The sequence below is a fragment of the Mesorhizobium sp. B1-1-8 genome (assembly GCF_006442795.2).
GTDB lineage: Bacteria > Pseudomonadota > Alphaproteobacteria > Rhizobiales > Rhizobiaceae > Mesorhizobium.
Genome location: NZ_CP083956.1, coordinates 2,197,925 through 2,221,554, shown reverse-complemented (window position 1 = coordinate 2,221,554; position 23,630 = coordinate 2,197,925). Strand labels below are relative to the sequence as shown.

The window sequence follows — 23,630 nt, the reverse complement described above, 5'->3', positions numbered from 1 at the left end:
CGGGAGCAAATGATGCTCGATGCCGAGAAGGGTACTGTCGCGACTGGCGGCAGCGGCCGCTGCTCGATGAGCTGATTTATCGCGAGAGCCGGGGGGAATCTTGAGGGGCGGCTTTCCTGCTTAGTTTGATCTCCGTCGAACATCATTGGCGAAAATTGAAGTCTCCGCAATCGCGACCTGCCACCCAAGCCTGCAGCGTCCGCTTTGGATGACCGGCGACGTCACGTTGAATGACGAGCATGGAGGCGCAAATCGGTCGTCCGTTTTTTAGAACAGATCGGGTAGCAAGGGATGCTGGTTTTCCCAAGTAACAGCGCGACCTGAAGGCGTCCCCTGCGTTGCGAATCACTAAAGGAAACCGCCGATTCACAACTCGGCCCGCGCCGCCATGGCAAACTTATTCGTTTGGACAGGGCAAAATCATGAATCGTTAACACGCCTGTTGTCTTTTCCCGACTTTCCGGGCGTCGTTACGGCCGCTCCAACCATAGACGAAGCGCGTAGGCTCGCTAAGCAGGCACTTGCGCTTCACGTCGCCGGAATCTTGGAGGATGGCGAGGCCGTTCCGGAGCCCTCCTCGCTCGATCAGGTGCTGGCAAGCAGCGACCACAGCGCCCTCACGACTCTCCTGGTTCCGTTGAAGACCCGCTAAAGGCGAGATTGGTTACCGCCGGAAGAACCGTCTTTCCCCTTTGGCAACCATGGCCTTCAACAGCTGGGAAACCTTGACTCATTTCGTGAGCCTGCGTGCCGCTGTTCCGCCGTAATGCGACCGCACTCGGGCTTCGTTCGCCCTGTCTGTCAGTCCCCGGGGCTTCAGAGGAGTTCGAGTGATGTTTATCAAGAAGGCCATTATCGCGGTTTTCATGACTGCGGCGCTCGCCGGATGCGAGACGCAGACCGAAGGCCAGCAGCGGGCAACCACCGGCGCATTGCTCGGCGGCGCCGGTGGCGCGCTGGTCGGCCAGGCGATCGGCGGCAACACAAAGAGCACGGTGATTGGCGCGGCGAGCGGTGCGCTGCTCGGCGCCGTCGTCGGCAGCGCCACCACGCCGCAGCGCCGGGGCGACCAGCTCTGTCGTTACCAGGACCGCTACGGCCGCATCTACACCGCGCCATGCGACGACCGGTACTACAACGGCAATTATTGATTGAATTCCGAACAGCGGGAGACCGGCGCGTTCTGCACCGGCTCCTTCGCGCTGTCGTTCTTTTATCCGCTTTGCGGAATAAGAGGATTTGTGCGGGCAGGCCTCTGTTGCCGCCCGCTATACCGGCGACGGTGGCAGTCCCATGTCGGCGCTTCCAGTTGGCTAGTCTTGCGGTCCAGTCCGAGCAGCCGAATGCCCCACCAATAGCATCCAGTTCGTCACTCTCGCCTATAGCGTTCCCTCAATGCTGCTCCGCCGGCGCGAGAGCGATCGTCATGGCGATGCTCAGTGGTTCGTCATCCGCGAATATCGCCGAAGGACGGGTGGCGTCCTGAACGGCTGATTTTTTTGCTGAAATCGATGGCCGGAGCTCTTTGCGGGGATATGGCTGGCTGTCCCCCGGTCAAAAACCCGCCACTAACTTCAGCATATTCCCGTCGCGGCGGAACTCCACCCCGGCGGAGTCGGGATTGACCAGGCGCCGCGCTTTCGAAAGCTCGTCGCTTCGCCGGTTTATCAGCGGCTTTTTGCTGGGCGCCTTCCGGTGCATCAATCTGCAAGCATGAAGCCTCCGACTTCCAATTGAGTGGGCGCGCAGGGTCGGCGGCGGACCTGAGCCCGCCTCGGCCAGCGCCTCTTGGGCTACCCCAAACTCCGCCCCTTTCGGGACGTCTGCTGTCATTCATCCCGCCAGATGACGCGCTTCTCCCACCGGATCTGCACCAGCCGCCGATATCTGATTGAAAGGGCCTGTTCGCCCGATGGGTGAAATAGCTCGGCGTCCATCCACTCTCGGCTTCCGCACTTCTGGCAGCGAACCTTTTCCCTCACCTCATCGATCGTGACGTTGCCGATCACCTCGCGCAGCTCGAGCGGCTTGTAAAAGCGTTTGAGGTTGCAGCGGCCGCACTGGATGCCGGCCACCTGCCCTGCATCATGGGCGTGCGTCAGGGTCCAGGCAACACCTCGCGGCCACTTCTCGGGTTGTTCCGGCATACGCTAAAATGAGGAACCTATTCCTGCCTGGTCAAGAGGACCTTGACTCCGGAGTTCTCTTTTTGTTCACTACTGGCAGGACAGCCACAGGAGGCGGAAATGCCACTTCGATTGGCCATTGAGAACGCGATTTGGGAAGAACTTTCCCGCGGCGTTGCCGCTGCGGAGGCAGTTTTTGCACGATCTGGAGTATCTATCGAGGACGCTGTGAGCGCCATGTTTGCGGTCGACCTTTGGGAGACGGACGGACTTCCAAAAGTCAAAGAGCCTACCGAAGAGCAGCGGGCGGCAGCCAAGGTCTGGTTCGACGCCGAGCGCGCCGGCTGCGAAGCATGCTGTGCCGGCTGGCCCGAAGACAAGATAGTCAGGCGCAGGGCCTTGGGCATTGGACCGGTCGAACCAAAGGTGAAAACCGCCAATCTGACGACTTGGCCAGACAGACAGCGACGATACCGGGAAATCATAGAACGACTGGAAACGGCCACCGGTCCCGACCGGCAGCTCGATATTGACATCTGCTATGTCATGGGTTGGGTCAACGAACCGGGCACGCCAGAAGAAGCAGCCGAAATAGGCCTGCCCTATCTCACTGCCAATCTGGCCGAGGTCGCCGAAATCACCCGGAAGTCGCTGCAAGGCTGGAAGATCGAGATCGACCAGAGCCCTTGCGACGCCCGCATCATCGAGCCGAGACGCGATGCAGACGCCGACGATACGAGCGTGGCTGCATGGCGCTGTGCTAGCGGCTATCAGCATATGGAGAAGCCGCCGGCCAACACCGCCATTGCCCTGACGCTGGCGGCTATGCGCCTTCAGGCCGACAGTTTTCTGCCGCAGGCATGGTAAGGCGCAGCCGTGGCATCCCGGCGCCATCGATCATCGAGCATGAGTGGCCACAACCAGGTCGCCCAGCGCGACGACATCTGCACCGATCGCAACTTCACGCCGATCAGGCGCGTCCTTGAAGGGCGTGGCCTGTCGTGCCGGACCAGGGCGGTGATTGCGATCTGGGAAAACGCAAACAGCAATGCCGCCTGCAGTGCTTCGCCCGGCGGCAAAGGCGTTCCTTGACCACTTCGGCGGCGTCGTGTTCGATCCGAAGCGCGATAGGGAGAACGGGCGCGCACGCGGCGTCTGGCGGCGCAAGGGCGCGTGCGAGCGAATTCTGGACTTTGGGCCACTCAGCGTGCCGGAGGCCCTGCGAGCTAAGGTTGGATCATGTGCGGTCGATACACGAGATACCTCTCCTGGTCTGAGATACACCGCCTCTATAGGCTGACGGCGCCGGCGGAGATCGGCCGCAACGATGCGCCGCGCTACAACATCGCTCCGACCGAAGAAGTGCCTTTCATCACGGCAGGCGACGACGGCAATCACAAGCTTCGGAACGGCCGTTGGTGGCTGGTTCCATTCTGGGCGAAGGAAATGCCCAAGGCTGCCACGTTCAATGCGCGTATCGAGACGGTGGACACCACGCCGGCCTTTCGGGACGCCTTCAAATCGAAACGTTGCCTCATTCCCGCCGACGGCTATTACGAGTGGACCATCTCTCCGGCCGACAAAGGCAGAGACCCCTGGCACATCTTCCAGCCCGGCCACGCACCGTTCTCGTTCGCTGGTCTATGGGCCTACAATTCGAACCTTGATGTCACCAGCTGCACGATTATCGGCCATAGGGGCCGCCGACGCAGTAAGGCCGCAGAGCCTGCTTCAGATCGTTGGCCTGCAAGAGCACACTCAGGCCAGTGATGGTGCGCTCCTCGACGGGTGCCGAGGCGAGCGACGTCAGCGCGGTCCAGATATGTTCCTTGGCATCCGGAGTGATCAGGACGCCTTCGCGCGCGAGGATCGCCATCAGCCAATCGGCTGCCCAGGCGCGCTCATAAGTGTCGTTGATGCGCGCGAGAGGCTGGAGCGAGACGGATGCTTGCGCGCTATCGGTGAGCCCGCCCCCGAGATCGTGCCAGTCTCCGCCCATCGAAAGTGCCGCTGCACGGATCGAGCCGCCGAAGTCGAAGGCAAAGACCTGCGAGCGCGCATAGCGGCGGAACTGCAAGGCCATCAATGCAAGCAGAACCGACTTGCCGGCGCCCGTGGGGCCGACCACGAGGGTGTGGCCGACGTCGCCGACATGAAGGGACAACCGGAACGGGGTCGAGCCTTCGGTCTTGCCGTAAAGCAAGGGAGGACTACCGAGATGCTCGTCCCGTTCCGGCCCCGCCCACACGGCAGAGAGGGGAATCATGTGGGCAAGATTGAGCGTCGAGATGGGCGGCTGGCGGACATTGGCGTAGGCATGTCCGGGCAACGAGCCCAACCAGGCGTCGACGGCGTTGACCGTTTCGATCATTGCCGTGAAGTCGCGGCCCTGGATGACTTTCTCGACGAGTCGCAGTTTCTCCTGCGCCAGGCGCGGATCGGCGTCCCAGACCGTGATGGTCGCCGTGACATAGGCCATGCCCGACACGTCGGCGCCAAGTTCCTGCAAGGCCATATCGGTGTCGGCCGCCTTGTTGGCGGCGTCAGTGTCCACGAGCACCGACACCTCGTTGGTCATGACCTCCTTCAGGATCGCCGCGATCGACTTGCGCTTGGCAAACCATTGCCGCCGGATTTTCGTCAACAGCTTCGCGGCGTCGATCTTGTCGAGCAGGATCGCACGCGTCGTCCATCGATAGGGAAAGGCGAGCCGGTTGAGGTCATCGAGAAGGCCTGGCGTTGTCGCGGTCGGAAAGCCGACGATGGTGAGCATGCGCAGATGCTGGTCGCCGAGGCGCGGCTCCAGTCCACCGGTCAGCGGCTGGTCCGCCAGCAGCGCGTCGAGATAGATCGGTGTCTCGGGAACGCGCACGCGATGGCGTTTGGTCGAAACGGTTGAGTGCAGATAGGTCAGCGTCTCGCCGTCATCGAGCCACCGGCACTCCGGCATGAAGCCGTCGAGAAGGGAGAGCACGCGCTCGGTGCGGTCGATGAAGGCGCGCACGGTCTGATGAGGGTCTACACCGGATTGTTCGCGCCCCTCATAGAGCCATCCCTCCACGCGTGCGGTATCCTCAGCCGGCGGCAGATAGAGGAAGGTGAGGAAGTAGCTCGATATGAAATGGATGCCTTGCTGCTCGAAGTCGGCTTTGCGTTCGGCATCGACCAGGCCGGAGGCCGGATCGGGAAACTGGCTCTGCGGATAGGTCGACGCTTCATGCCGCTGCGCCTCGACGAAGATGCTCCACCCCGAGCCGAGGCGGCGCAACGCGTTGTTGATGCGCGAAGCCACGGCGACCAGTTCGGCCGCGACGGCCGAATCGAGGTCGGGTCCGCGAAACTCTGCGGTGCGCTGGAAGCTCCCATCCTTGTTGAGCACGATGCCGGGCGCCACGAGCGCGGCCCAGGGCAGATAGTCGGCAAGGCGGTTGGCGGTGCGGCGAAATTCGGCAAGGTTCATCATGGCCGCGCCTCAAACCGACAAATGACCGGGAATGCGCAGATGCCGGCGAACGACTTCCACGAAAAGCGGATCGCGTCTGGCGGCCCACACCGCTGTGAAATGCCCGAGAGCCCAGATGAGGAGCCCCACCAGCCAGAGGCGCAGCCCAAGGCCTACCGCGCTGGCGAGCGTGCCGTTGAGGATGGCGACGGAGCGCGGTGCGCCGCCAAGCAGGATATGCTCGGTCAGTGCCCTGTGGACGGGAACGGTGAAGCCCGGCACCGCGTCGAGTTGTTCGAATACGGTGATCATCAGATCAGTGCCCCGCCGCCGAACGAGAAGAACGACAGGAAGAAGCTTGACGCCGCGAAGGCAATCGACAGACCGAAGACGATCTGGATCAGCCGCCGGAAGCCACCTGAAGTGTCGCCGAAAGCAAGCGTCAGGCCGGTCACGATGATGATAATGACCGCAACGATCTTGGAGACCGGGCCTTCTATCGACTGGAGGATCTTCTCCAGCGGCTGCTCCCAAGGCATGGAAGAGCCGGCCGCATGGGCCGGATGAGCAACCATGAGAGAAAGAGCAACGGTCGTGGCTGCGGCAGCGATATGGCGGCAGGCTCGCGAGATAGCGGCGATCATGAATTTTCTCCTGTGGTGTCTGAGGTGGCTTGGGAAGTGCGATAATCGCCGTCGGGGCCGAGCCCTTCGACGCGGCTGAGTTCGGTGAGCCGACGCGCGGAACCGCGTCCGGACAGAACAGCGACGAGGTCGATGGTTTCCGCAATCAGCGCGCGCGGAACGGTGACGACAGCTTCCTGGATCAGTTGCTCGAGGCGACGCAGGGCGCCGATCCCGGATCCCGCGTGGATGGTGCCGATGCCGCCGGGATGTCCGGTGCCCCATGCCTTCAGAAGGTCCAGGGCCTCGGGACCGCGGACCTCGCCGATCGGAATGCGGTCGGGCCGCAGACGCAGCGAGGAGCGGACCAGGTCGGAAAGAGTGGCGATGCCATCCTTGGTCCGCATGGCGACAAGGTTGGGCGCCGCACATTGCAGTTCGCGCGTATCTTCGATCATGACGATCCGATCCGCACTTTTCTCCACTTCGGCGAGCAGAGCATTGGTCAGCGTCGTCTTGCCGGTCGATGTGCCGCCGGCGACGAGGATGTTTGCACGGGCGGCGACGGCGGCGCGCAATGTCGCTGCCTGGCTGGTGGTCATGATGCCGGCGGCGACGTAGTCGTCGATCCTGAACACGGCCACGGCGGGTTTTCGGATCGCGAAGGCTGGTGCCGCTACGACGGGCGGCAACAGCCCTTCGAAGCGTTCGCCGGTATCCGGCAACTCGGCCGAGACGCGCGGAGACCGCGAATGCACTTCCGTGCCGACATGGTGCGCGACCAGGCGCACGATGCGCTCGCCGTCGGCGGCTGAGAGCGTGTCCCCCGTCTCGGCCAGCCCTTCCACGAGGCGGTCAACCCAAATGCGACCGTCGGGGTTCAGCATCACCTCGACAATGGCAGGATCGTCCAGGAAGCGGGTGATGGCGGAGCCAAATGCTGTGCGCAGCATGCGCGAACTGCGCGCTCGTCCTTCGGTGCTGTTGTGTGAAGCGGCCATCTCGTCCCCGTTTCGGTCGGGAACAATTCATGCGGTCCCCGGTCGGGGATGATTAAGAGAATGGTATTTTGGGCTGCTGCAACAGCTTTATCATGGCGTAGTAGTCTGGCGTGCAAATACAGGAGAAGGACGGTGCCGCGCCTGCTCGGCCCCGGGAACGGCACGGGCGCGCTTAGGGCCTTTCCATTGGATTGGGGATTTCAGTGGTGGACGTCATACGCGATCGCGTATTTCGTTTAATTATACGCGTTTGCGTATATCTGTCGTATATACGCGATCGCGTATATTGACAAATCATACGCGAATGCGTATACAAAATTCCGGAGGCTTGTCATGACCGACCAGATCGCCCGCAACGAAAAGCAACTCGGTGCCATCCTGCGTCGCGTCCGCAGGCAGGCCGACCTCACGCAAGAGACGCTTGGCAATCAAATCCACCTGCGCCAGGCCACGGTGTCTCGCCTTGAAGCCGGCGAGCCGGCGGTGCAGCTCAGTACGTTGATGGCTGCCCTCTCCGCCCTCGACCTTGAGCTTGTCGTTCGCCCGCGCAGCAAAAGCAACGCCACGGAGATCGAGGACCTGTTCTGATGGCGCGGCGGCCGGCTCACACACCGCTCAACGTCTTCCTGAACGGGCGCCTTGTGGGCGTGCTGCGCAGGCAATCAACCGGCGCCGTAGACTTCCAATACGCCCGTGAATGGCTGGACTGGCAAAGCACTTTCCCGGTCTCCCTCTCGCTTCCTTTGCGGGAGGACCGCTATATCGGCGCGCCGGTGATCAACGTCTTCGACAACCTGCTTCCTGACAATGAAGCTATCCGCAACCGGGTTGCCGAACGCGTCGGCGCAGCTGGCACCGATGCCTACAGCCTGCTTGCCGTACTCGGCCATGATTGCGTCGGAGCGCTGCAGTTCTTGCCTGACGGTATCGATCCTGGCAATCCGGGCAGCAGCGACGGCAAGCCGGTCAGCAAAAAGGGCATCGCGGAAATAATCGAAAACCTCGCGGCCGCTCCTCTCGGCCTCGGTGAGGACGAGGATTTCCGCATCTCGATCGCCGGCGCCCAGGAAAAGACGGCGCTGCTACGCAAGGACGGACGCTGGTTCAAGCCGCTCGGCACGGCGGCGACCACCCACATCCTGAAACCGCAGATCGGCAGGTTGCCGAACGGCATCGATCTCTCCAATAGCGTTGAGAACGAATATCTGTGCCTTAAGCTGATCGAGGCGTTCGGCGTTCCCGCCGCCAAGACGGAGATCGCCGATTTCGGGGAGCGCCGCACGCTGATCATCGAGCGGTTCGACCGTTTGTGGGCCAGGGACGGCCGTCTCCTGCGCCTGCCGCAGGAGGATATGTGTCAAGCATTGTCGGTCCCGCCAACACGCAAATACCAGTCAGAGGGCGGTCCCGGAATGCGGGAGATCATCGAGCTTCTGAAGGGCAGTGACAGGCCCGAAGACGACATAGCGATCTTTCTGCGTGCATGCATCGTATTCTGGCTGATCGGCGCGACCGATGGCCACGCCAAGAATTTCAGCATTTTTCTCGCGCCCGGTGGGCGGTTTCGGATGACGCCGCTCTATGATGTACTTAGTGCGCAGCCCAGCCTTGATGCTGGACAGATTCCCCGCAAGAAATTCAAGCTGGCAATGTCGGTCGGCAAGAGCCGGCACTATTCTGTACATGAGGTCATGCCGCGTCACTTCATGCAGACCGCTGAGATTGCCGGGGTGGGCACACCTGTCATGCGCAGAATTTTCGAAGACATCGCCGCAAATGCCGAGAGGCGGGTCGAGGTCGTGATTTCTTCGTTGCCGCGTCAGTTTCCCGCGCCCCTCGTCGAGTCGGCCAGGTCGGCAATAACCAGGCGCGCGATGCTTCTCACCGAGACGCACTGATCAAACTCGAAGGACGGCCGGACAAGAATCCAGGCTACCGGATCGGGCATTCGACGTCATCAGCGCAAGCCACATGCACTCGGGTATCGGCAAGAATCTCGGTGCCGCTGCTAGGGCTGTCTCTTCTCGGCGTCCGGATCGATATCTTCCGAAATCTCCTGCCGCAGCTTCGGCCCCTTCGCCAGGCGCCGTCCCAGCGCCGTGACGAAGCGTTCGTAGCGTTCGGCCGCCTTGGCGCGCGCGGCGTGTGCGGCCGGCTCCGGCAGGGCAGGCGTGGTCGCGAGCCAGAAGCGGACGAACACAGCCAGGGTCTCGACCGCGATGCCAATGTCCCGCTCCTGCCGGGTCAATCGGCGATCGACCTGGTCGAGGCGTTTGGCAATCGCCGCCTCGCGACGTTCATCGGCATCCGGCGAAAGGAACGAAGCGATCGCAGCCTCGGCGATCATCGATTGGGACTGATCGCGCCGCCCCGCATAGTCGGCTAGCATCTTCATGACGGCTTGATCGAGATAGACGGAAATCTGGGCCTTCTTCTTGCGGCTGGTCATGGCACCTACAACTCCATGCCGTCATCAGGGTCGAGGGAAACCTGTCGCGCCACGCCTTGCATGAGGCGTGCCAGGCGACGATTGCCGATCGCGGCATCATCGTCGGCATCATCGGCCGGATCGATCTCGAACTCGTTGTCGATCGGCGCCGTCTTCTCGACTGGCCGGGCACGGCTGAGTTCCGGTTGCAACCGGCGCTCCGATTCAGTCGCATCCTCATCGTCCTGCCGCGGCGCGCCTGACGTTTCGTTGAGTTCGGCCCGAGCTAGGACCGGCAGGTGGCTCCAGTCGTCCAGATCGACATTTTGCGATCGGGCCGGCTCGGGAGGCGGCAGGAGACGATCGCGAAAACGGACATCCTCGTAGTAGCGCGCTTTCTTCGCCCTGATCGGCGGCAACCCCGCCACCATCACGATCTCGTCGGCCGGTGGAAGCTGCATGATCTCGCCGGGGGTCAGCAACTGGCGCGCTGTCTCTTGCCGCGACACCATGAGGTGCCCCAGCCACGGCGAGAGCCGGTGGCCGGCATAGTTCTTCATCGCCCGCATCTCGGTTGCGGTGCCCAGCGCATCGGACACTCGTTTGGCGGTCCGTTCATCGTTCGTGGCGAAGCTTACGCGCACATGGCAGTTGTCGAGGATCGAGTTGTTCGGGCCATAGGCTTTCTCGATTTGGTTCAGCGACTGCGCGATGAGAAAGCTCTTCAGCCCATAACCTGCCATGAAGGCCAGGGCGGACTCGAAAAAGTCGAGGCGGCCCAGAGCCGGAAACTCGTCCAGCATGAGCAGCAAGCGGCGGCGGTTCGTGTTTGTGTTCAGGTCCTCGGTCAGGCGACGCCCGATCTGGTTGAGGATAAGGCGAATGAGCGGTTTGGTCCGATTGATATCCGAGGGCGGCACAACGAGATAAAGCGTTGTCGGTCGTTTCCCGCCGACGATGTCGGCGATGCGCCAATCGCAGCTCCGGGTTACCTCGGCGACGACGGGATCCCGATAAAGGCCGAGAAAGGACATTGCTGTCGAGAGCACGCCCGAGCGTTCGTTGTCGGACTTGTTGAGCAGTTCGCGCGCAGCACTTGCGATGACCGGATGCGCACCGGCTTCGCCGAGATGCGCGGTCTTCATCATTGAAGCCAGCGTCGACTCGATCGGCCGCTTCGGGTCGGAGAGGAAGGCGGCGACGCCGGCCAGCGTCTTGTCCTCCCCGGCATAGAGGACATGGAGGATTGCGCCAACAAGAAGCGCGTGGCTGGTCTTTTCCCAGTGGTTCCGCTTCTCCAGGCTTCCCTCCGGGTCCACCAGAATGTCGGCGATGTTCTGGACATCGCGGACCTCCCATTCGCCGCGGCGGACTTCGAGCAGGGGATTGTAGGCTGACGATTTCGAATTGGTCGGATCGAACAGCAGAACGCGGCCATGCTGCGCACGAAACCCCGCGGTGAGCTGCCAGTTCTCGCCCTTGATGTCATGGACGATTGCTGAGCCCGGCCAGGTAAGCAGCGACGGCACCACCAGTCCGACGCCCTTGCCGGATCGGGTCGGCGCGAAGCACAGCACGTGCTCAGGGCCGTCGTGGCGAAGGTAGTGGCGCTCATAGCGCCCGAGCACCACGCCGTCGGCGCCGAGCAGACCGGCGGCCTCCACCTCCTTCTTCCCGGCCCATCGCGCCGAGCCATAGGTGTGGACGTTCTTGAGTTCGCGCGCCCGCCACACCGACATGCCGATTGCAACGACGATCGACAGGAAACCGCCTGACATCGCGACCAGTCCGCCTTCCACGAATACACCGGGTGCATAGGCGTCGTAGAAATACCACCACCAGAACAAGGCGGGCGGATAGTAGACGGGCACACCGGCGAGTTCGAACCAGGGCGGGCCGAGCTGAGGCTGGAAGCCCAGCCGCCATGCGGTCCATTGCGTCGCCATCCAGGTCGTCAACAGGACAATCAGGAAGACGGTGAGGATCTGACCCCAGAGGATTTTCGTGGCGGACATGGCATGATCCTTTCACGTGCTGTCACAGACCGAGCCCGCGCTTGCGGGCAAAGTTCCAGTCGATGCCGCCGTCTCCACGAGCGACGCCGGAGACGTGCTGACCGAGATGCTTTTCGAGAGAGGGCGTCCAGGGAACGAGCTGGAAACCAAGCCCCCCATCCCCACTTATGACCTCGATCATGGCGAAACGGCCGGAGGCGAGCGATAAACGCTGGCGATAGGCGCCAGCCACATAGTCGCCGCTGGCTACATGGTTGAAGGGTCGTCCGGTTTCGGCTGCGAGTTTATCGCCAACCACCTCCAGTTCGCGGCGGCGAAGCGTGTCGAGCAGGTTGCGGGCGAAGACGATCCGGCTGCCCTGCCGCTCTGCCAGTCCTTGATCGACCAGATACTCGGCCCGCCGGCTCAGCGCGTCACGAACCTCGGCGCCGAAGCCCCCTTCGGACAGCGTGGCGGGGTTGCGAGCGATGGCCTGGCGGTCGAGCCAGGTCGCACCAGATGCCGAAACCTGTTCCTCCACGCCGAGATCGGAACGCACTGCGAGCGCGACCCGACGTTGGCCGCGCACATCATGGAATTTGCGCAGCTCGACGATCGATCCCGGCGCGCTGTCACCGGCCGCTTCAAGATCGGAAAGTTTGATGTGATGGGTGCGTCCGTCGATCCCGTCGACAATGGCATAGGCCGTGCCGCCCAACTCATCTTCGAGCCCGCGATCGACCAGCCTGCCGACAACGGGCGTATCGAGGCTCTCCGCGGCCAGAACATAGCTGGCTGAGCTGCGCTCGATGCCTCGCTCGGTCAGTGCACGGTGCATTCGTTTTATGATGTCGCCGCGCTCGCCGAGCTCGCGCAGCGTGCCTTCGGCCTTGTCGTCGATTACCCATTGGCCTGGCCCGACCTGATCAGCGAGGCCAAGTGCTTCGAGCTTGCGTAGGCGGCCGAGCTTCAGCGCGCGATACTCATCCGGCTGCCTGTGGGGACCTGGCGCGAGGTCGATGATGCCGGTGGCGCGGCTGTCGCGAAGCAACTGACGGTCGAGCTGCGTCCAACGTTCGGGCTGGATCTGGCTTTCGAGGGAGCGGCGGATGTCGAGATCGGTTCGCGGTCCCAGTTGCTGGGTAATCAGATCGCGCGCCCGGTCGCGCATCCCTTCCTTGATGTAGTCGCGCGCAATGACAAGGTCCTCGCCGTCGTCGCGCACCCCGCGCACGATCAGGTGAACATGCGGATGCTCGGTGTTCCAGTGATCGACCGCCGCCCACTCGAGCCGTGTGCCAAGATCCTTCTCCATCCGGCCGACGAGATCGCGCGTGAACGACCTGAGATCCGCCATCTCGAGGGCATCGTCCGGCGAGACGATGAAACGGAAATGATGCCGGTCGTCCTCGGTTCGCGCCGCGAAGACCGCGCCATCGACCTCCTCCCTCCCCGGCCCGAACAACCGCGCCTTCTCTCCGTCCCGGGTCACGCCCTGGCGACGCAGATAGCTGAGATGTGTGGAGAGTGGAGTTCCACGTACGGAATGACGAACGACGCGAGCCTTGACGACGGCGCCGCGCGACCGCGACGTGATGAGTCGATTGGCCTGGATGCTGGCTCGCTGGCCATGGCCAAAGCGGGAGCGATTGCCGGCAATGATCCGGCCCGAGCGTGCGATGCCACCACCAGCCTTCTTCGCCGCCGCCAATGCTTGGGCGACGAAGGGTCGTGCCTGCTGGGCACGGGTCGAGCGAATGCGGCCAGGCCGTACCCGAAACTCGCGCTCATCGGCCATGACGCGGTCCTGCAATGTGGATGGAAGGACGCGGATACAGGGCTTCGGGCCTTCGGTGCACATTGCGCCAAAGCCCCGCAAGGTGCGAAGTGCGGCGGGAAGCCGGACAAAACCGACCAACCGACCCGCGCGCAATGTGCGCCCTTTTATCCTGCCGTCCCCCGGTCGTTTTGCCTGCGCCCATCCCCTCCCAACGCCACGGCACGCTGGAGTACGAGATGATGGAAAATGCACCGCGACGGCTCATGGCGTGGACCTGTCGCTCGCCTTGGGCACGAACAGGCCATCTGGCCGGGGTACTGCACCAAGCGCTTCGTCGGCTATCAGGGACCTTGAGGCGTCGTCGCGCGGACGTCCCTGCTGCACCAAATCGCCGGCTGGACCGCCGTTCGGCTGCGCGAAAAAGAGCGGTGCGTGCTTCCAGCCAAGCCGTGCGGATACTGCCGGGCTGATGGCGTTCATCGTGCCATCGTTGACGATGGCGGATGCAACGGCGGCGACATAGGCGCGCGTTTCGTGAGGCAGTCGCCGCCCCTGCAACGACATCTCATAGCGTCCGGGACCGGCATTGTAGGCGGCAATCCAGCCGGGCGATCCGTAGCGATCAAGCAACTCGCGGATATAGGCCGAACCCGCGATGATGTTGTCGTGCGGATCGTAAGGATCGCCGCCGAGGCGGTACCGCAGGCGCAGATCGGACCAGGTTTCGGGCACAATCTGCATGAGGCCCATGGCGCCCTTGCGCGAGGTGGCGCGCAGATCGCCGGCGCTCTCGACGCCGAGAACGGCGCGGATCCAGGCCGCCGGAAGGCGGAAGCGCCTAGCCGCTTCAGCGATATGAGACTCGTAGGAATTGCGCGCCGACGGCGTGACGACTGTCGGGTTCTGCGCCAGTGCGATCGCAGGAACAACGCATGTGAGGCAGAGCCCGCGAAGCAATGCGAGAGCCGGCCGTGTGGCGGGGCAACGCAAGGCTGGCGGCCCCGAATGGTGCGTCAACCGACGGCGCGCGGACATCACTTAGTCCTTCTCGGCGCGGTCACGTGGACGCGACCACTGCAGAGACCAGGACGCCTTGTCGTCGCCGTTCTGGAACAAATTGGCGCGGATTGGCTGCACGAAGGTCGGATCGTCTATCTGGAGTGCTACGAACGCGCCGGCCTTTTCGCCTGAGCGTTTCCACCCGGCCCCGATCGCCGGGCCGTCTTCGCTGCCAGCGTGCACGCGATAGTCGGGAGCATTTTCCGTATCACTCGCTTCGGCCGCGACGATCGCGACATCGAGATCAAGGCTGAGCGTCCGGATGCGCCCCGAATAGCCGGTTTGGCTGCGTATGAATTCTCCGATCTGGGGCATGTCGTATCTCCTTCACTGAGGTCCGCGGTAATGAATGAGGGCAGCACGAATGGGCTACCGCTGGCGCGCTCACCGCGTTCGTGCGCGCCATTCGAAGCGGCCGTCGCCCTGCTCGTCAGTCCACAGCGGGACGGCGCGGCCGATGATGCGATCGGTTGAGACGAGGCCGAAATAGCGGCCGTCGAGGCTGTCCCGGACCTGGCGGTTCATCAGGAAAACGGCGCCGACGGGGATGCGTCTGCACCCCTGCCAGCTCGGCAGATCGCGACCGGCCCGATCGTGTTCGAGCGCTGCGCCGACTTCATTGCCATCGACTGAAATGGTGAGCTTATGCCGACAGACGGTTTGACCGGAAAGGGCGAGGATGTGCTTGAGCAGCAGCACACCCTTCGGCAGGTAGCCTCGGTCGGCGAGCAAGGTCGCGAGCGGTTCTGGCGGCTCGACGGCGACCATATCGTTCGCCGAAAATGGCTCGCCATCGATCCGGTAGAGGCCAATCGGAGCGCTGGCCGAAGCATTCCAGACCAGCTTCGGCGGCAAGGCGATAAAACGCGGCCAGAGCAGGCCCATGGTGGTCAGCGCCGTGGCGAGCAGAATTGCGGGCCGTGTCATGGCTGAACCTGCCGGCGCAGAAGGTAGGCCCGATGAAGGTCGAGCGTGTAGGCGCGAGCATCCTGGCCAGCCGCCATCCGGTTGTGGATATGCCGCCAGTGATCCGGCGATACTGCTTCCGGATCGATGCCGAGTTGCTCGACGGCATCGATCACCTGCAGCACCCGCTCGACCTTGGGCCAGCCTTCGACCTTAAGCAGGATATCACCACCAGGGCGCACGAAAGGCAGTGTCTGATGGGCGGTGCCCTGAGCAACTGCGCGTACGATATCGAGGCGCGAGATGATTGTGCCGAAGTCGTTCGCCGCCCAGCGGACGAAGGCGAAAGCAGTGCCTGGACGAAAGGAAACAATGCGCCGGCGTCGGTCGAGTATCTTCTCCCGAGCCACCGAACCGAAACGGATCCAGTATTCGATCCTCTTCTCGACCCACGTCAACTCGACATGCGTGAGGCCTTCGTCCTGGATCGCGCCGAGCGACGATCCGCCGGAGGGAAAGTCAACGATGATGGCCATTTTCTGCCTCTTGAACTTGCGGCCGAGCGCAACTGCCTTGCACGCTGTGGCTCTGCCGATGACGCTGCGCAGATGTTCTGCAGCTCAGCGCCCATACCGTGCGGTGTGGGTTGGAGGCGCCGGAAAATGGCGCTTAGCAGGCAGCACGGAGCCGCGCGGATCCGAGGTCGAGGTCACGGCCCCGCGCTCGGCCCAGGCCTGAAGATCGTCAACGGCGTAGACGACACGGCCACCGAGTTTGCGATAGGCAGGACCGGTGCCGTACGTCCTATGCTTCTCGAGCGTGCGAGCTGACAGGCTGAGAAATTCGGCGGCTTCCTTGGTGCGCAGGAAGCGCGGGGGCAAAACGGCTAGATCTGGTCGCATCTTTCGGGCCTCCGTGGAGCTTTGGTGAACCACCGGCGTTGAGCGGCGGGCTAAGATCACGGTGGCGGAAAGGCAGCGTCGCAGGGGATGGGGAAGATTAGGGGGCTAAAATTACCACCCGGTCCGCTTAGGAGCGGCGGCGGTGGCGCAACAGTTCCAGATAACCGCCGCCGATCATGGCTGCGCCTCCTCTGGCGAGCCCGATCACAGTGTCGCGCAGAGAGGAGGTTTTCCACGGATTGGAAGCGACACGCTCCGTCCCAAAAAACGCGGTGGCGATATCCCGATAACTGGCGCGGTTTGTGCGGCCGTCCGCGGCCCGCAGCATAAGGCGCAGGCGGCGCCTCTGCTGAACCGTCATTCGCGTATCAGGCGGCACAGGTCGTTTATGATAGCCGCGCCAGAAACGGAGCAGAGCTTCAACCCGCCCCAGCGTCTGGGAATCCAGCGGGATCAGGGCGGCGAGTGAAGGGCTCGCTTTGCTGCCGGGGAGAAGGAGAAGCTGCGAGGCGATATCACCGCGATAAACAGCATGATATCCTTGCGGACCCTCGTGGTGCGGGCCGAGCCCCGCCGCACCTTCAAACGGCTCGGATGACAGGAAATCCGGAGAAGGCATCAGGGTCAGGACGGCCGGATCGGCCAGCGGTGACCAGAGAACGTCTTGCGTCAATGCCGACAGATCGGGTCTGGCCGGGAAATCGCAACCCCCAGAGCCGCTGTGCTTGCGGCGGGAACGGTGTCTCCTCGGTTCCGGCGGCCATAAGCGCCAGATAATACTTCTGGTAGGAACCGGAGCGCCGCAGACACTCCCAGGCGAGACCTTCGATTGGCAAGCTGTCAAAGAAATCGTAGCTGTTGGCGTCCCGCCAACGCGACGTGTTCGGTTTCATCCAATGGCTCCCTTGCGAAACTGCAAGTTGTGCTCGAATCGATTCCGAACTCTGGCGATTGGCGGAAGCCAAAGCGCAGGCATCGGGTGATGCTCTTTCGGCATCACCCGCAAAGCTACGCTGCTAATCGTTGCTCTTGTGCAGAAGATGGCGGTAGCCGGTGCGCGTCATCCAGCGTGCCCGCGCCAGATGGCTGTCGTGGACGCTTCGGGCACGCTGGGGCTCCTTTGTTGGATCAATTCCGAACAGGATCTTGACCACCTCGCGCCAATCGGCGCCGTCTGCGTCCGCGTCAAACAAGCGCATGTAGAGCTTGATATGACTGCGATCATAATCAGTCAGTTCGTCGCCGGTCGGGGCGCTTTCGTCAAACGGCTCAATCATGGGCTGCCTCCCCTTCGAGATGTGACGCCAAATTTTAGCGGTGTAACGCCGTTAGCGCAGGAGGCTTGGCGGCATCACACGATGCGGACCGAGCATCGCCCCCGTGAGGCTACTGCGCGCCAGGGAGATGGAGCTTTTGTTGACTACGCCGTGTCCCGCCCGGATGACCGGGCGGGACTTCTTTGTGCTGTCTTACTCAGCATTGCGGCGGTTCGGGCGGGACCAGATCAGGCTGTAGCCCTCGCCGTCTTCGTCGTCGAAGAGGTTGGCGAAGATCGGGGCGGTAAAGCTCGGATCGTCGAGTTTGAGGCCCAGATAGTTGCGGCCCTCGTTCGACTGCTTAGCCCACGCGGCGCCGATCTCTGCTCGGCCGACGAAGACCCGGTGGCTCGGGGCGTTCTCGCCGTTTGCGCGGGTTTCGGGGACGATGCGGACGCCGCGGGCCTGGACGCTGAGGGTGACGATTTCGCCAGTGAACTCGTTGTTGCCGGACTTCTTGAAGGTGCCGATGTTAGCCATGGTAGTTCTCCTTGATCCTGTCTGTTACGAGCCGCACCATTGCGGTCTCGATGGTGCTCGCAAGGCCGGAGGCGAACCGCCGGCGCACCTAAGGGCCGCAGCGAAGCGGAGGACGGCGCGAGAGCGACTTTGTTGTGCCGCGAGGAATGACGGCGCAGCCGTCAGGGGAAGAAAGTCGCGTCGCGCCGTTGCGTCACTGGCGGTCGAGGCGAAGCCGCCCTTCGGACAGAAACACCAATCGATGAGACCGCATCGGTGCGCTCGCCACGCGGATCGAGGAGACCGTTGCGGCCGGTGCCTCGTGGTGCCCCGCAAGAGGCGCTCTGCGCAAAGGGAAGGTTTCTCGTCTTGATCTCGCATATGCGTAGCGCCGAACTGGAGCCATATAGTGAACGCCCGGTAGCCACGTACTTCGTCTGGCACTGCAGATGTCGTCGGTCCTTCGCGGCTCGAATGGATGGGCCAATCGGTATCTAGGCAAACTCACGCGATACCACCCGCCCGTCATCAGCATATCGACGATAAGCGGCGACTCAGTTGTTATCGGCGTGTCTTGTACACTTGCTCCGCCGTCTGGGTCCGCACCTAATTTCACCCGCGTCGCTGGGTGCGAAAGTTGCTTTAGTTCGGTGGGCCCATGCCGACATTGGCCGCAACTTCCGGAAGTGGTCGCCAGACAATGACCTATTGGAACTCTGGATTGGGGCCGAGTCCAGACGGTCTCGTCTTGCTGGCGGTATTGAGAAACCGGACCTGGCTTATCGCGTAGCTCCTGGCTTGCGGGTTCTCCGGCGGAGGAGACGGACCGGGTCCGACGTTCTCCAGGTGAAGCCACCGAACATGCTCAATCCTTTACTTCGAAAGCTATGTGCAGACCCAAGTTGGCTCTAGACTGCTGCCGGTCGGTTTTCGACGTCGCCACCAGCAGTTCCTGGAAGCGACGGCTGACCACACGAACGTCGGAACTTTCTCGTGGCGAAGCGGTTACGTTCCTTTGGGGGCCACGGGACGTGCGTCCAATTGAAAACCGAAAGCCACGAATCCTCGTGATCGAGGATGACGTCCTCATCGCAATGGATGTCGAGTACATGGTCGGCGAGTGCGGCTGCGTGCCTGTCGGGCCGGTTTCCAACGTCGAGGCAGGGCTGTTGGCAGTGCGGCAGAACGACCTCGACGGCGCGGTCCTCGACGTGAACCTCGGCGGTGAGCGCGTCTGGCCGGTCGCCGATCTGCTTCATGAGCATGGCGTTCCCTTTGTAATCGCGACGGGTTATTCGACGATGGAGGTGCCCGAGCGCTTCAAACAGTGTCAGGTTCTGCACAAGCCGCTCACTGAGGTCGCGCTCTTTGCTGCACTCGACGCGCTCGGTCTCGCGCGGCGATGAGCCTCAGCGATTTTCATCGCGATCCATCAACATGGCTTTTGCAGGCGCGACTATGACGCAGCGGTAGCCGGCGGAGGGAAACTGATGGTCGCAGGTGCCGCGAAGTTCGTGCTGGGTAGACCGCGAGACGAACTTGAGGCCGAAACCATTGCTCTGGGGCGGCGCAACGGGCGGGCCGCCGCTTTCCGCCCATTCGATCCTCATCTCGTCGCCGTCGGTCGTGACTCGAGTCCAGTTCAACGAAACCCGTCCCGTCCCGGTGGACCACGCGCCGTACTTCGACGCGTTCGTGGCGAGCTCATGCAGGATCAGCCCGAGCGCGACCACGACCTGCGGCGTCAGATGGACCTCGGGTCCTTGGATGCTCAGCCCGTCGAGCCCCTCGCCGACGAAGGGGGACAAGACGGCGCCGACGAGGTCACGCAGCCTGGCGCTCTTCCAGTCGCCGCGCGAGAGGATGTCGTGCGATGCGGCCGTTGCGTGTAGCTGGCCCGTGAGCACCTTGTGTAGCTCGTCCTTCGTCTCTGTGTGTTTGGCCGCCTGACGGATCATGGACTGCACACTGGCCAGGTTGTTCTTCACCCGATGGTTCAGCTCGGACACCATGTCTGAGAGCCGCTCTTCAGACCGCTTGTGCTCGGTGATGTCGATGAATGTGAGAACGGCACCCTGAATCACGTCGTTCTCGCCGCGATAGGGCAGCATGCGCATGATCAGCGTCTGGGGCTCACCGTTTCGCACCTCGACCTCCTTCTCGATCTGCTCCCCGCTGCGGATGACTTCCGCCACCTGCTGCTTCAGGGGGCCGAGGTCGACGCCGCCGGCGAGTTCGTCCAGTGGCCGCCCCATGTCGTGGTCGCGCAACCGGAAGAGCGGCTTGGCCGGCGGCGTGAAATTGCGGATGCGGAACTCGGCATCAAGAAAGAGCATCGCTATGCGGGTGTTGGAGAAAAGGTTCTTCAGATCGCTGTTGGCGCGGCTCAGCTCCTCAACCCGCGTCGAAAGCTCGTTGTTGACCGTGCGAAGCTCCTCATTGATCGACTGCAGTTCCTCCTTCGAGGTTTCCAGTTCCTCATTGGAGGACTGCAGTTCTTCGTTTACCGACGAGAGTTCCTCGTTCGAGGTGCGAAGTTCCTCGTTCGAGGTTTCCAACTCCTCCAGCGTGCTCTGCAGCCGTTCCTTCGTCGTCTGAAGCTCCAGCTCCAGCGCGCGTACGAGTTCCTCGTCGCCGCCTCGCTGCCTTGCCCGCTCGGTGGTCTCCGCCATCGCGGCGGCTCCTGCCTGAAAGACGACGAGACAACGGCGCTCGCTCGCGTCGGCCCGGGTCAGGGGCTCCACGATCAGAGTAAGGTAGCGGCGCTCTTCGTCATGGCCTACGATCAGATCATCGCGCACGAGCCGCTCGCCCGAGGTCAGCACCTTCGCGACGGCCGCCTTGATGTCCACGGCCAGTTCGGTGCGCGCCATCGCGGCCAGATTCGCCTTCGGCCGGCCGCGCGGCAGTTCGAGGAAGGCGCCGGTGCCCGTCGAAGCATCGAGGATCTCGAAGTCGCCATCGACTATGACATAGGCCGGCGTGTAGCGCTCAAGCAGTTTTTGCGCAGTACGGAATGCCGGATCGCTTACGGCAGGTTTCGTGGCGCCGTCCTGCCGTTGCATCTGCTGACGATTCTTGCCGTCGCCGCCGGCGATAGGAAACTCGGGCAGCCGCGCGGTCTCGCCCAACCGGCGGAAGATGCGGTGCTTCCGGTCGAACTCACCGAAGAGCTTGTCATGCCCCGCGTTCTCGGCAGGGCCGAGGAACAGGAAGCCACCGGGCCGGAGCGCGTAATGGAACACCGGCATTAGCCGCTTCTGCAATCCCGGGTTCATGTAGATCAGCACGTTCCGGCATGAGAGCAGGTCAATGCGCGAGAACGGTGGGTCGCGCAGAAGATTGTGCTGGGCGAACAGGCACATCTCGCGCAGTTGCGGACGGATGGTGTAGTGGCCATCCTCCTTCTCGAAGAACCGCTCCAGCCGCTCCTCGTTGACATCGGCGGCGATGCTGTGCGGATAGCGGCCGATACGGGCGAAATGCAGGGCGGCCTCGTCGATATCGCTGCCGAAGATTTTCACCTCCGGCGGGCTCTCCATCTGCGCCCGGGTCTCCTGAAACAGGATCGCCAAGCTGTAGGCCTCCTCGCCCGTGGCGCAACCCGGAACCCAGACGCGCACCTCGTCGTCCTCGGTCTTTTCCTCCATCATCGGGCCGAGTACCTTCGCGGCCAGCGCCGCGAACCAGTCGGTATCGCGGAAGAATTGGGTAACGCCGATCAGCAGATCGCGGAACAGGCGCTCGGGCTCCCGCCGGTCGTCGCGCATCAGGTCGACATACGCGGACATCGTGTCGATGCCCTGCATCTGCATTCGCCGGCGGATGCGCCGGTCGATCGTGCTCGACTTGTAGTCGGTGAAATCGTGGCCGGTGGCGCGGCGAAGCACGTCGCAGATCTCGCGCCTCTCGCCATCTGCGACCTCGACATCGCGCGTGATAGGCATCCGCCGTACGAGGAAGTCGGCGAAGAGCCCGGGCATGTCGGCGACGTCGGCCTCGCGGTCGACGAGGCCGGTGCGCGTGGCGCTCAGCAGCATGCTGTCGTATTCGGCCGTCTGAAGCGTCTGGGTCAGGGTCAGCCCGCCCGCCTCCTTCACCGCCTTGAGGCCGAGAGTCCCATCGGTGCCCGCCCCTGACAGAAGGGCGCAGCCGCTATGCTCCCCCTGATCCTCGGCGAGCGAGACAAGGAAGGCGTCGATGCTGGTGCGCCGCGCGAGTGGGTCGCCGTCCTGCGCGGGGCGTAGCACGCCCTCGCGGATCGTCATCACTTGCCCCGGCGCGATCAGATAGATCTTGTTAGCCTCGATGTGCGTGTCGTGCGTAACCTCCTCCACTGGTAACTCTGCCTTGCGCGCAAGAATGCTCGCGAGTTCGCTCGGCCGATCCGGCGCCATGTGCTGGATAAGCACCCAGGCGATGCCGCTGTCCGCCGGTATGTTGCTGACAAGCTTCTGCAGAGCGGCCACGCCTCCGGCCGATGACCCGATACCCACGATGGGGGGCGTGTTGTTCTTCGCTTTCGCTTCAGCGTTATCGTCGGCAGGCCTATCGCCGTCGTTGGGTGGTGCCCCTGCCATGTTCTTGCCGTCCTTGGTGGCGTCGTTTCCAGCCTATAGATATTTCCCTTCGGCCGCGACCCCCGTCCCGACAGCGGCTGTCGGGCCAGCAGCTCGCGCGCGGCGCGCGGATGGCGTTTCTGCGGCGAAGACTGTCTCCCGGACTGGGAAACAGTCGCCCCGCGGGCGGGCTGGGCAAAGGACGATGTGACGTAGAGGTGGGCACGAACGGCAGGTTTCGGAAATCCCAAACTGCCCGTCTAGCGACCGATATGGGCGCTTAGCATCCACGGCTCCATTCGGAAATGGAGCCGCTTCTGGTTAGACTTCGGTGGCCTCGGCGAGTTCGAGGGCATCTTCTACGTCGACACCGAGATACCGGATTGTGTTCTCGATCTTGGCGTGACCAAGCAGGATCTGAACCGCTCGGAGATTGCCCGTCGCCTTGTAAATGATTGAGGCTTTCGTTCGGCGAAGTGAGTGTGTGCCGTATTCCTGAGGTCGAAGTCCGATAGCCACAACCCATTCGTCCACGAGGCGGGCATACTGCCTCGTGCTCATGTGACCTTTTGGGTCGATCCTGCTCGGGAATGCATAGTCGTCGACCGTACCGCCGCGCCGTTCCAGCCTGTCTTCTGTTGCACGACCGTCGCGCGGGTCCGAATTTCCTGCCCGAGAACCAAGGTGCCGATCTTGATCTTGACGAGATCGCAGCCTCGCAACTTGCTGTCGATTGCTAGATCGAAGAGGGCGCGATCGCGCAAGCGCCGTTCCCGATCGAGAAAGAATCGGATCGCCCATATCTGCCGAGATTTCAGCGGGCGTTTCGTTCCAACCTTCTTGCCCGCGTTCCACGCGCGGCGATCGGGAGCGATGGGGTCATAATGCGAATGTCCCATTTCGTTTCTCCTTCGGCCATGATTGGCCAGGGGAGAAACGCTTAGGCTGTGACTCGGTTGGGATAGGCCGTTTGCCGACCGGCGGCTTCGAGATGCGAGCTTTCAGAAGCTATCCGTCAGCCTCCGCGGCGATCGA

General features: G+C 62.8%; 26 protein-coding genes and 1 pseudogene. 8 read left to right on the top strand and 19 right to left on the bottom strand.

Annotated features, from left to right (window positions below):
* Positions 1 to 388 precede the first annotated feature (388 nt).
* A complete protein-coding gene (locus FJ974_RS10930) occupies positions 389 to 652 on the top strand; it encodes a type II toxin-antitoxin system HicB family antitoxin (RefSeq protein WP_140531640.1) in 264 nt (87 codons plus the stop codon).
* A 181-nt stretch (positions 653 to 833) separates the two neighbouring features.
* Positions 834 to 1,151: a YMGG-like glycine zipper-containing protein gene (locus tag FJ974_RS10925; protein ID WP_140531643.1), complete on the top strand. Its 318-nt coding sequence runs from the start codon at positions 834 to 836 to the stop codon at positions 1,149 to 1,151.
* A gap of 678 nt (positions 1,152 to 1,829) precedes the next feature.
* Here FJ974_RS10925 and FJ974_RS10920 read toward each other — a convergent pair.
* Positions 1,830 to 2,147: a hypothetical protein gene (locus FJ974_RS10920; RefSeq protein WP_140531646.1), complete on the bottom strand. Its 318-nt coding sequence runs from the start codon at positions 2,145 to 2,147 to the stop codon at positions 1,830 to 1,832.
* A gap of 111 nt (positions 2,148 to 2,258) precedes the next feature.
* Here FJ974_RS10920 and FJ974_RS10915 point away from each other — a divergent pair, with 111 nt between their 5' ends.
* The 3 genes from FJ974_RS10915 to FJ974_RS10905 all read left to right on the top strand — a co-directional run bounded on the left by FJ974_RS10915 (position 2,259) and on the right by FJ974_RS10905 (position 3,896).
* Positions 2,259 to 2,993, top strand: a complete 735-nt coding sequence (locus tag FJ974_RS10915; RefSeq protein ID WP_226891557.1) for a hypothetical protein — start codon at positions 2,259 to 2,261, stop codon at positions 2,991 to 2,993.
* A 39-nt stretch (positions 2,994 to 3,032) separates the two neighbouring features.
* A complete protein-coding gene (locus FJ974_RS10910; protein ID WP_140531651.1) occupies positions 3,033 to 3,218 on the top strand; it encodes a hypothetical protein in 186 nt (61 codons plus the stop codon).
* Positions 3,219 to 3,365: 147 nt separating this feature from the next.
* Positions 3,366 to 3,896 (top strand): SOS response-associated peptidase, encoded by a 531-nt coding sequence (locus FJ974_RS10905; RefSeq protein ID WP_140531654.1) that lies wholly within the window; start codon positions 3,366 to 3,368, stop codon positions 3,894 to 3,896.
* Here the strand turns inward: FJ974_RS10905 and trbE are convergent.
* The 4 genes from trbE to trbB are packed head-to-tail and all read right to left on the bottom strand — an operon-like array spanning position 3,811 to position 7,192.
* Positions 3,811 to 5,589 carry a conjugal transfer protein TrbE gene (gene trbE / locus FJ974_RS10900; protein ID WP_226891556.1) on the bottom strand — a complete coding sequence of 593 codons (1,779 nt, stop codon included), beginning with the start codon at positions 5,587 to 5,589 and terminating at the stop codon, positions 3,811 to 3,813. The two genes, FJ974_RS10905 and trbE, sit on opposite strands and share 86 nt — an antisense overlap.
* 9 nt (positions 5,590 to 5,598) lie before the next feature.
* Positions 5,599 to 5,880, bottom strand: a complete 282-nt coding sequence (locus FJ974_RS10895) for a VirB3 family type IV secretion system protein (RefSeq protein WP_140531656.1) — start codon at positions 5,878 to 5,880, stop codon at positions 5,599 to 5,601.
* Positions 5,880 to 6,212, bottom strand: coding sequence for a TrbC/VirB2 family protein (locus FJ974_RS10890; RefSeq protein WP_140531659.1), 333 nt, complete (start codon positions 6,210 to 6,212; stop codon positions 5,880 to 5,882). Before FJ974_RS10890 ends, FJ974_RS10895 begins: the two co-directional genes overlap by 1 nt.
* Positions 6,209 to 7,192 (bottom strand): P-type conjugative transfer ATPase TrbB, encoded by a 984-nt coding sequence (gene trbB / locus FJ974_RS10885; protein WP_140531661.1) that lies wholly within the window; start codon positions 7,190 to 7,192, stop codon positions 6,209 to 6,211. Before trbB ends, FJ974_RS10890 begins: the two co-directional genes overlap by 4 nt.
* Positions 7,193 to 7,525: 333 nt before the next feature.
* Here trbB and FJ974_RS10880 point away from each other — a divergent pair, with 333 nt between their 5' ends.
* Positions 7,526 to 7,780, top strand: a complete 255-nt coding sequence (locus FJ974_RS10880) for a helix-turn-helix domain-containing protein (RefSeq protein ID WP_140531664.1) — start codon at positions 7,526 to 7,528, stop codon at positions 7,778 to 7,780.
* On the top strand, positions 7,780 to 9,090 hold the full coding sequence (locus FJ974_RS10875) for a type II toxin-antitoxin system HipA family toxin (RefSeq protein ID WP_140531667.1): 1,311 nt from the start codon (positions 7,780 to 7,782) through the stop codon (positions 9,088 to 9,090). Before FJ974_RS10880 ends, FJ974_RS10875 begins: the two co-directional genes overlap by 1 nt.
* Before the next feature lie 110 nt (positions 9,091 to 9,200).
* On the opposite strand, the gene FJ974_RS10870 is transcribed toward FJ974_RS10875, so the two are convergent.
* The 12 genes from FJ974_RS10870 to FJ974_RS10815 all read right to left on the bottom strand — a co-directional run bounded on the left by FJ974_RS10870 (position 9,201) and on the right by FJ974_RS10815 (position 18,057).
* A complete protein-coding gene (locus tag FJ974_RS10870) occupies positions 9,201 to 9,641 on the bottom strand; it encodes a CopG family transcriptional regulator (protein ID WP_140531669.1) in 441 nt (146 codons plus the stop codon).
* A gap of 5 nt (positions 9,642 to 9,646) precedes the next feature.
* The gene (locus tag FJ974_RS10865; protein ID WP_140531672.1) at positions 9,647 to 11,635 is read right to left on the bottom strand and encodes a conjugal transfer protein TraG; all 1,989 of its coding nucleotides are present in this window, start codon (positions 11,633 to 11,635) and stop codon (positions 9,647 to 9,649) included.
* A 22-nt stretch (positions 11,636 to 11,657) separates the two neighbouring features.
* The gene (locus FJ974_RS10860; RefSeq protein WP_140531675.1) at positions 11,658 to 13,412 is read right to left on the bottom strand and encodes a relaxase/mobilization nuclease domain-containing protein; all 1,755 of its coding nucleotides are present in this window, start codon (positions 13,410 to 13,412) and stop codon (positions 11,658 to 11,660) included.
* Positions 13,413 to 13,655: 243 nt separating this feature from the next.
* Complete coding sequence (locus FJ974_RS10855; protein WP_140531677.1) at positions 13,656 to 14,429, bottom strand: lytic transglycosylase domain-containing protein; 774 nt, start codon at positions 14,427 to 14,429, stop codon at positions 13,656 to 13,658.
* A gap of 3 nt (positions 14,430 to 14,432) precedes the next feature.
* Positions 14,433 to 14,768: a DUF736 domain-containing protein gene (locus FJ974_RS10850; protein WP_140531680.1), complete on the bottom strand. Its 336-nt coding sequence runs from the start codon at positions 14,766 to 14,768 to the stop codon at positions 14,433 to 14,435.
* Positions 14,769 to 14,837: 69 nt separating this feature from the next.
* A complete protein-coding gene (locus FJ974_RS10845; RefSeq protein ID WP_140531683.1) occupies positions 14,838 to 15,380 on the bottom strand; it encodes a S26 family signal peptidase in 543 nt (180 codons plus the stop codon).
* The gene (locus FJ974_RS10840; protein WP_140531686.1) at positions 15,377 to 15,895 is read right to left on the bottom strand and encodes a DUF2840 domain-containing protein; all 519 of its coding nucleotides are present in this window, start codon (positions 15,893 to 15,895) and stop codon (positions 15,377 to 15,379) included. Before FJ974_RS10840 ends, FJ974_RS10845 begins: the two co-directional genes overlap by 4 nt.
* Positions 15,896 to 15,979: 84 nt before the next feature.
* Complete coding sequence (locus FJ974_RS10835; RefSeq protein WP_140531689.1) at positions 15,980 to 16,261, bottom strand: helix-turn-helix transcriptional regulator; 282 nt, start codon at positions 16,259 to 16,261, stop codon at positions 15,980 to 15,982.
* Between the two features lie 127 nt (positions 16,262 to 16,388).
* The gene (locus FJ974_RS10830) at positions 16,389 to 16,934 is read right to left on the bottom strand and encodes a DUF2285 domain-containing protein (RefSeq protein ID WP_226891555.1); all 546 of its coding nucleotides are present in this window, start codon (positions 16,932 to 16,934) and stop codon (positions 16,389 to 16,391) included.
* Positions 16,843 to 17,154 (bottom strand): transcriptional regulator domain-containing protein, encoded by a 312-nt coding sequence (locus FJ974_RS10825; RefSeq protein ID WP_226891554.1) that lies wholly within the window; start codon positions 17,152 to 17,154, stop codon positions 16,843 to 16,845. Before FJ974_RS10825 ends, FJ974_RS10830 begins: the two co-directional genes overlap by 92 nt.
* Before the next feature lie 123 nt (positions 17,155 to 17,277).
* Positions 17,278 to 17,538, bottom strand: coding sequence for a DNA -binding domain-containing protein (locus FJ974_RS10820; RefSeq protein WP_140531695.1), 261 nt, complete (start codon positions 17,536 to 17,538; stop codon positions 17,278 to 17,280).
* A 192-nt stretch (positions 17,539 to 17,730) separates the two neighbouring features.
* Positions 17,731 to 18,057: a DUF736 domain-containing protein gene (locus FJ974_RS10815; RefSeq protein WP_140531698.1), complete on the bottom strand. Its 327-nt coding sequence runs from the start codon at positions 18,055 to 18,057 to the stop codon at positions 17,731 to 17,733.
* 1,046 nt (positions 18,058 to 19,103) lie between these two features.
* On the opposite strand from FJ974_RS10815, the gene FJ974_RS10810 reads away from it, so the two are divergent.
* The gene (locus tag FJ974_RS10810; RefSeq protein WP_181177045.1) at positions 19,104 to 19,442 is read left to right on the top strand and encodes a response regulator; all 339 of its coding nucleotides are present in this window, start codon (positions 19,104 to 19,106) and stop codon (positions 19,440 to 19,442) included.
* 3 nt (positions 19,443 to 19,445) lie between these two features.
* Here FJ974_RS10810 and FJ974_RS10805 read toward each other — a convergent pair whose 3' ends face one another.
* Positions 19,446 to 22,616 (bottom strand): CheR family methyltransferase, encoded by a 3,171-nt coding sequence (locus tag FJ974_RS10805; RefSeq protein ID WP_140531704.1) that lies wholly within the window; start codon positions 22,614 to 22,616, stop codon positions 19,446 to 19,448.
* Positions 22,617 to 22,916: 300 nt separating this feature from the next.
* Positions 22,917 to 23,494: pseudogene (locus FJ974_RS10800) on the bottom strand (tyrosine-type recombinase/integrase).
* Positions 23,495 to 23,630: the final 136 nt, after the last annotated feature.